The sequence below is a fragment of the Campylobacter sp. 2018MI13 genome (genome assembly GCF_018501135.1).
Classification (GTDB): domain Bacteria; phylum Campylobacterota; class Campylobacteria; order Campylobacterales; family Campylobacteraceae; genus Campylobacter_E.
This window is the reverse complement of sequence record NZ_JAHCZC010000078.1, coordinates 1-8,613: the sequence shown is the minus strand read 5'-3', so window position 1 is coordinate 8,613 and position 8,613 is coordinate 1. Positions and strand designations below refer to the sequence as shown.

Sequence of the window (8,613 nt, the reverse complement as noted above, 5' to 3'; positions counted from 1 at the left end):
GTTTTAAGTATTCGTTAGCACTATTTATAGTGTTTGCGTTTTCTATGATGCTTAGTATTAATCAGCAATTTTCATTTAAAGCAAAAAGCCTTTTTAATGTTACAAAAGCTTACGATAATGCTGCCCTTCAAGCAAGTACTTTTGGACATTTAAAAGGTTTTGGTGGGGTATTGAAAGATTATAAAAAATTAAAAAATATAGATTTCGCTTATTTTAATGTGGGAGATGAGTTAAGTGCTGCTAGAGAATTCTTTCATACTCAAGACAATAAAATAAACATATATGATTATATAAAACAAACTAAATTAGATGAAAATACAATAAAACCAAAAAAGATTTATTATGTAATAAGTGAGAGTTTATCTGATTGGATAATGCAAGATAAATTTAGTGATTTATTTAGTGATATTCATACTTTTGTTAAACATAAAGCTACCTATATACCAGCAATTCATAATGCAAATAATACTGCTGAAAGTTTGCAAACTCAATTTTTAGGTGTGTATTATAATGCTGATGATAATTTTACTAAATTTAATAATATTATAGCCCCTAAGACTAATTTAATTAATCAATTTAAGAATATAGGTTATGAAGTTAATTTTTATTTTGGTGGAGCTAGAAATTGGGCTGGATTATTTGATTTTACTAATAAGTTACAAATTAATAAAAACTATGATAAAGAACATATATTTAAAGAAAATTTTGAAAATCTTAATTATCCTAATCAAAATTATTGGGGTGCTTATGATGATTTTTTATTTGCTTATGCTGGTAAAAACAGCAAAGAATTTGATTTTAATATAATTATGACAACTACAAATCACCCAACTTATGATTTAGCATTTATGCAAAAAAATGATTTTGCTATCCCATTTGATAAGATAGAAAAACTAAGCACAAAGTATAAAAACGAACTAGCTACCATTTATTGGTATCAAAAAACCTTAATAAATTGGATAGAAAAAACAGCACAAAATGAACCAGATAGTCTTTTTGTAATCACGGGTGATCATTATGGAAGATTTAATATAGATGATAGTAATGATTTGCTTACCACTCACTTAGTTCCTGTTATAATGTATTATCCAAAGACTAAGATTTATCCAACTTGTAAGATAACAAATCATCTTGATATAAGTGCTAGTATTATAAACCTAATCGCCCCTAAAGGTTATGAATATTTTAGTTTCGGAAGTCCTTGTTTTTCGTTAGAAAAAAAGGAAATTTTAGCTACTAATAAATATGGTTTTGAAATAGAATTTGAAAATGGAAAAATAACTAGCGGGGGGGGGTATTTGAGAATGGCTCAAGCACTTTCTTGGTATTTAGTTTATAAAGGAAACATAATTGAATAGATTAAATGATGAACAATTTGCGGCGGTTAATACTAGTTTAGGTAGTAATTTAATAATAGCAAGTGCAGGAACAGGAAAGACAAGCACAATAGTTGCAAGGATAGAAAAATTATTAAATGATGGTGCTAAAGCAAATAGCATTATGCTACTTACATTTACAAACAAAGCCGCTCGTGAAATGATAGCAAGACTTGAAAAAAAACTCGGCTCAAGCAAGATAAAAGGCATTGTAAGTGGGACATTTCACGCAATTAGTCTTGAATATCTTAAAAAGCATAAAAATATTCAGCTTAAGCGAAATAGTGAATTAAGAGCCTTGTTAAAAAGTATTTACGAAAAATATTCTCCTAATAAAGATGATTTGTTTGATTATTCATATTTAGCCGATATTTATTCAAGGTTTAATAATACTAATTTAGTTGATGATTTTCGTGGATATTTAAAGACTAATTATGAAGAGCAAGGCGATAATATTAATTTTTATTGCAAAGTTTTAAGCGAATACGAAGAGCAAAAAAAAGCTCATAATTATTATGATTTTGATGATTTATTGCTAAATGCTAAGGATTTTTTCACAAATGATTATAAAAATGAGCCTTTTTATGAAGTTTTAGTAGATGAATATCAAGATACAAATAATCTTCAAAGTGCGATTTTAGATGCAATCCCTAAAAAATCTCTTTTTTGTGTAGGAGATTATGACCAAAGTATTTATGCGTTTAATGGGGCAAATATAGAAATAATTGGAAGTTTTAAAGATAGATATAAAAATGCTAGAATTTATTCACTTAATAAAAACTATAGAAGTGTTAGCAATATTTTAGAATTTGCAAATAGGGTTATTACAAAAAACGAAAGGCTATATCCAAAAGAGCTAATCGTAACTAGAAAAGAAGCTACAAAACCTATTAAATTACATAGTTTTAATCTAGCAAACGAACAATATGAATTCATTGCCAATGATATTTTAAGCAAACTTGAAGCAAACAATAGAGCTGATATTGCAGTGATTTATCGCAATAATTCAAGTGGTGATTTAATGGAAAGAAGCCTAAAGCAAAAGGGTATTAAAATAGCTAGAAAAGGTGGCAGTAGTTTTTATGAATTAAAAGAAATAAATACTCTTATAAATTTAGCTAATTTAACTAATAAAAATAGTGATATTTTAAGCTTTTTAGGGATTTTATTAGAGAGTAAAGGTGTTGGAAATGCTAAGGTAAATATTATTTATAAAGCATTTTTAGAATTAGGAAATGGTTCTTTATTAGAAGGTATTTTAAGACCTATTAAAAAAGATAATTACGATTTTTTAGCTAAAAGCGATGAGGCTTTTGGTCTGTTTGCAAGCACTCAAAATCAAGCTAAGCAAAGTGAGTTTAGCTTTTTAGCAACCGAGTTTAAAAATAATCCTGTTTTATTGTTAAAAGAGTTAAAATTTGATAACGTAACCTTTCTTGAAGAACTTTATAAATTCTTAAAAGAAAATGAAAATATTGATAATCCTAGTGTTTTATTAAATAATGCTTATTCATCTAAGATTTTTAGCTTGATTATCAATAATCTTGCAGCTAAGCGTTCTTTTAAAGGTGCAAAAATCGTAAATGAAATAAAAGAGCAAAAGCTAGAAAATATTAAAAATAATTGTAAATATATTTTAGACGATGCGAAAAACTATAATACTTTTAAAGAATTTTATGAAAAAACTATTTTAAATATTGATTATGAAAATACTAAAGGAGTTCAGCTTTTAACCGTTCATGCTAGTAAAGGTTTAGAATTTGAAATTGTTTATTTGATTGACTTAGCGCAAGGTAGATTTCCAAATCTAAAACTTAGCAAAAGTGCTGGGGGCATTGATGAAGAGCGAAGATTATTTTATGTAGCACTTACAAGAGCAAAAGACGAGCTTATTATGAGCTGGGCCAAAAGGCAAAAAGAAGATGATAAAACAGACGCAATACGCTCAATTTTTATTGATGAAGGTAAGAAAAATTAAAAGAATTTAAATCTTATTTTAAATTCTTTATTTTTTTAGCATAATTTTTAATTCTTATAGAATTAAGTATCACACAAATTGAGCTAAGCGACATAAAAATGCTAGCAATTAATGGATTTATAAGCCCCATAAAAGCTAATGGAATGCTAATTATATTGTATAAAAAGCTTAATGCTAGGTTTGTTTTTATTAGTCTATAAGTTCTTTTTGCTAATAAATGAGAGTTTTTAATGCCTATTAATTTATTATCAAGCATAATTATATCACTTGAATTAAGGGCTAAATTAGTAGCGTTTTTAAAGCTAATTGATACTAATGCTAATTTTAAAGCTAGTGCGTCATTTATGCCATCACCTACCATTAAGACTTTATTATTTTTACTAAGGTTTTGAATTATTTTAAGCTTATCTTCGGGTAAGCATTCACTATATAAATCATCAATTTGTAGTTCTTTTGCTATTTTTTCACAAGGCTTTTGCTTATCTCCTGATAGCATTATTACTTTTATATTTTGCTTTTTAAAATAATTTATTAGTTCTAAAGCATCATCATTTAATTGATTAGAAAATACAAAATGCTCTAAAATCTCATCATTTTTAGCAAAAAACATTTCAGTTTCGTTTTTAGAATTTGCATTAATATTATGATTATTTAATAATTTTGCAGAACCTAGATAGTATTTATCATTTTCAAATTCTGCAATCACTCCTAAGCCGCTTAATTGCGTGAGCTTAAAGTCTTTTAAACTAGGTTTAGTATCTTTTATATATTCATTTAACGAACTTGCTATGAAGTGATTATTTTTATCTAAAATTGCTTTTAAAATGCTTTTTTCATAATCATTTAGATTTATTTGGCTTAATAATACTAATTTTGATTTTGTTAAAACCCCAGTTTTATCAAATACAGCTATGTCAATTTTACTAAGATTTTCAATATAATTTGAGTTTTTAAATAATACTTTAAGCTTTAAAGCTTCGTGTAAGCACAAAAGATTTCCAACAGGAGCACTAAGTGCAAGAGCGCAAGGACAAGCAATAATTAATAAACTAACGCTTCTAATAATTGCTTCTTGAATATCGCTCATATTATATAAAAAGCACAAAAATGCAATGCTAAAAATCGCATAACAAAAATAAACACCAATTTTATCAGTTAGTTTTTCTAGGTTTGATTTTTTGGTTTTATTTAGTAATTTTGCAAGTTTATTAATATAGCTATCTTGAAAAGTGCAATTTGCTATGTAATCAAAACTAGCACATTCAACCACGCTAGCACTTTTTATAAAATCTCCTTGCTTAATATCAACTAATTCACTCTCTCCTGTAATAGCACTTAGATTTAATCTAGCTTGTAAGCTTTTGCAAGTGCCATCTATTAAGATTTTATCCCCTAAAAATACTCTAATTACATCATCTTTTTTTATTTTAGTAACGCTTATTTTTTCTATTTTGTCATTTTTAACAATATTTACACTAGCGTTTAATAAATCACTTAAAAAATCAATATTTTCTAAAGCTTGTTTATATGATAATTGTTCTAAAAATCTACCTATAAAAACAAAGCAAATTATCATAGCTACGCTATCAAAATACACATAAGAAAGTCTTGCAAACATAGCATAAATACTATAAATATAAACCAAACTAGCCCCAAAAGTAACTAGACAATCCATATTTAAAATCTTATTTTTTAAAGCAGAAATTGCACTCTTAAACATAGATGAAGCACTATAAAAAAGCACAGGAGTGCATAAAACAAATTCAGCAAAATTAATAATATCTTGAACGCTTTGCTCCATACTAGAAAAATACCCAGCATATCTTGCGATACTAAGCCACATAATATTCATAACACAAGCAATTGCTACAATTAGTTTTGAATAAAACTCAATATGAGTTCTTTTAGCTTTCATTGTTGTATTTGGATTGTAAGCTAGTGGGATATAGCCTAGAGATATTATTATGTTTAATATATCTTTTGCTTTAGTTTTATTAGGATTATATTCTATACTTGCTCTTTTTGTTTGATAATTTATATTAATTTCTAATACGCCTTCATTTTTAAGCAGCATTTTTTCAATAAGCCATACACAAGCTGCGCAATGTAAATTATCTATTAAAATTAAAATTTTTTCATAATTATTTTCTTTTTCTATGAAAAAAGAGTTCTCATCATAAGAAATTTGCTCATTAATTTTAGATAAATTTGAAGCATTTTTATAAAAATCTTCTAAATTATTTTCGTTTATGAGATTAAAAACATTTTTACAACCATTACAGCAAAATGCGTTATTGCCTTGAAAAATCATACTATTTTTATCAAAATCTATTTTACAATGAGAGCACTTCAAGATAATTTCCTTTAATTTTATTGACAATTTTATTTTTAATTTATAAAATAATTTTTAATACTTCGTTTTTTACAAATAAGGAAATCAATGGATAAAGATATACAAACAGAACAAAAGCAAGATAAAAAAAATCAAAAAAAGCATATTCCAGTAGATGGATATAAAATAGAAGAATTAAAACTACTAACTCTTGAAAAACTAATAGAAATCGCAAACGAAGCTGGTGTTGAAAATCCGATGGAATTTAGAAGACAAGAGCTAATGTTTGAAATATTAAAAGCTCAAACAAAAAAAGGTGGTTTTATACTCTTTACAGGTATTTTAGAGATTAACCAAGAAGGTTACGGCTTTTTAAGAGCTATGGATGCGAATTTAAGCGATAGTGCAAACGATGCTTATGTTAGTAATTCACAGATTAAAAAATTTGCTTTAAGAGTGGGCGATATCGTAACAGGTCAAGTAAGAGAGCCAAGAGAACAAGAAAAATATTATGCACTTTTAAAAATTGAAGCGATTAATTATTTACCTTTAGCAGAAGCTAAAAAAAGAGCTTTATTTGATAACTTAACTCCAATTTTTCCAACAGAAAAATTACAACTTGAATACGACCCTTTAAAGCTAACGGGTAGGGTGCTTGATTTATTCACACCTATTGGAAAAGGTCAGCGTGGATTAATAGTAGCACCACCTAGAACAGGAAAAACTGAATTAATGAAAGAATTAGCAACTGCAATTGCTAAAAATCATCCTGAAAGCCAACTAATAGTGCTTTTAATTGATGAGCGACCTGAAGAAGTAACTGATATGCAAAGATGTGTAAAAGGTGAAGTTTTTAGCTCTACATTTGATCAACCTGCATTAAATCATGTGCGTGTGGCTGAACTTGTGATTGAAAAAGCTAAGCGTTTAGTAGAAATGGGTAAAGATGTAATAATCTTACTTGATAGTATCACAAGACTTGCTCGTGCTTATAATACTGCAACTCCTAGTAGTGGTAAGGTTTTAAGTGGTGGTGTTGATGCAAATGCACTTCATAAGCCAAAAAGATTTTTTGGAGCTGCTAGAAATATTGAGCATGGTGGAAGCTTAACAATAGTTGCAACTGCTTTAATTGATACGGGTTCAAGAATGGATGATGTGATTTTTGAAGAATTTAAAGGAACAGGAAATAGTGAAATCGTTCTTGATAGAAATATTTCAGATAGAAGAATATATCCAGCTATAAATATTACAAAGAGTGGAACGAGAAAAGAAGAATTATTGCAAGGGCCAATTAATTTACCTAAGATTTGGGCAATTCGTTCAGCTATGAATTCTATGGAAGATGTAGAAGCGCTTAAATTTTTATATGCAAAAATGCTAAAAACTCAAAATAATGAAGAATTATTGTCAGGATTAAATGAATAATATGCAAAATTTATCACTTAAATATCGTCCAAAAAATTACGATGATTTAGTAGGGCAAAGTGCTGTTAGTAAGAGTTTAAAATATGCACTAGATAGTAAAAACATAGCTAATGCTTATCTTTTTTCTGGTCTTCGCGGGAGTGGAAAAACTAGCTCTGCTAGGATATTAGCAAAAGCACTAAATTGTGAGCGTGGGATTAGCTCAAAACCTTGTGGAATGTGTGCTAATTGCGTTAGTAATGATGGAATAGATATTTATGAGCTCGATGCAGCTAGTAATCGTGGTATTGATAGTATTCAAGATTTAATAGAAAATACAAAATATGCACCACTTCATTCAAGATTTAAGATTTTTATAATTGATGAAGTGCATATGCTTACTCGTGAAGCTTTTAATGCGCTTTTAAAAACACTTGAAGAACCACCTAGTCATGTTAAATTTATTTTAGCAACAACTGATGTGCATAAATTACCAGCTACTATTTTAAGTAGGGTTTTACATTTTAGATTTAAAAAAATTCCTTTACAAGATATTGTAAGTAGAATGGAATTTATATTAGCAAATGAGCAAATTCCTTATGAAAAAGAAGCTTTAACTCTTATTGCTAGAAGCGGTGGCGGGTCTTTAAGAGATAGCCTTACTTTATTAGAGCAAGGCATAATTTATTCTCAAAGAAAACTTAATAAAGAAAGCATAGCTTTAATGCTAGGTTTAATAGAGCCAAATATTATAAAGCAATTTTTTGCTGATGTTTTAAGCTCAAATGATAATGGTATTTTTAGATTTTTAGAACTTGCCAAATCTTATGAAGCAAGTGTGGTAATTGATGAGATGAGTTCTTTTTTAAAAGATAGTTTTGCTAATAAAAATCCAAATTTTTCTTTAATTTTATACGATAGATTTTTTCATATTTTAGCAAAGGCTAAAAATATGACAAAGATTAGCGATGATGATGAATTTATTTTATACATTTTAGCATTTATGCTAAAAGACGCTACAAAATTAAAAAGCATAGATGAAGATTTAAAAGTAGAAAATATAAATAAAAACGAGCAAGATTACTTAAATTTTGTAACTATGATTGCTAAAAGAGATTATAAATTAGGAGAAATATTTAAAGAATGTGCTTCTTTTGTGAGTTTTGATGGTAGTGAGTTTTGTATTAAAATCAACCCTAAAAATGAAGAAGATAAGCAGTATTTTAAGCAATATTACACAAGCGTTGTAAAGAATGTATTTGCTAGTATCTTTAATGATGCAAAATTAGTTTTAATTAGCGATTTAACGAAACAAAATGTAAAAAATGAAGCAATAAAAGAAGAAAGTAATTATCCTAAAATAAATAATACTAATTTTGAAAATAATTCAAATAAGAATTTAAAACAGGAATTTCAAAATAATTACAATACTTATGAAGAAGAGATTAAATATCCTGAGTATCAAAGCGATGATTTTTTAGATTCTAATATGGCTTTTGAAGATGAAGATAATATTTATG

At 27.4% G+C, this 8,613-nt stretch carries 5 protein-coding genes; 4 read left to right on the top strand and 1 reads right to left on the bottom strand.

The window, feature by feature from the left end; all coding sequences use genetic code 11:
- Both KJQ99_RS07845 and KJQ99_RS07840 read left to right on the top strand, forming a co-directional pair.
- The coding region (locus KJQ99_RS07845; RefSeq protein WP_350028276.1) for a sulfatase-like hydrolase/transferase at window positions 1–1,358 on the top strand (1,358 nt) is incomplete at its 5' end.
- Window positions 1,351–3,354: an ATP-dependent helicase gene (locus KJQ99_RS07840; RefSeq protein ID WP_214150465.1), complete on the top strand. Its 2,004-nt coding sequence runs from the start codon at window positions 1,351–1,353 to the stop codon at window positions 3,352–3,354. The genes KJQ99_RS07845 and KJQ99_RS07840, both read left to right, overlap by 8 nt.
- A gap of 13 nt (window positions 3,355–3,367) precedes the next feature.
- On the opposite strand, the gene KJQ99_RS07835 is transcribed toward KJQ99_RS07840, so the two are convergent.
- On the bottom strand, window positions 3,368–5,707 hold the full coding sequence (locus KJQ99_RS07835) for a heavy metal translocating P-type ATPase (protein ID WP_214150464.1): 2,340 nt from the start codon (window positions 5,705–5,707) through the stop codon (window positions 3,368–3,370).
- A gap of 87 nt (window positions 5,708–5,794) precedes the next feature.
- On the opposite strand from KJQ99_RS07835, the gene rho reads away from it, so the two are divergent.
- Window positions 5,795–7,114 (top strand): transcription termination factor Rho, encoded by a 1,320-nt coding sequence (gene rho / locus KJQ99_RS07830; RefSeq protein WP_214118675.1) that lies wholly within the window; start codon window positions 5,795–5,797, stop codon window positions 7,112–7,114.
- Window positions 7,107–8,613, top strand: a 1,507-nt coding sequence (gene dnaX, locus KJQ99_RS07825) for a DNA polymerase III subunit gamma/tau (protein WP_502756517.1), incomplete at its 3' end; no start/stop codon positions are given. The genes rho and dnaX, both read left to right, overlap by 8 nt.

What these genes read in the sequence shown, in the direction of transcription:
- rho (WP_214118675.1), top strand. Translation starts at nt 5,795, where the DNA reads ATGGATAAAGATATACAAACAGAACAAAAGCAAGATAAAAAAAATCAA.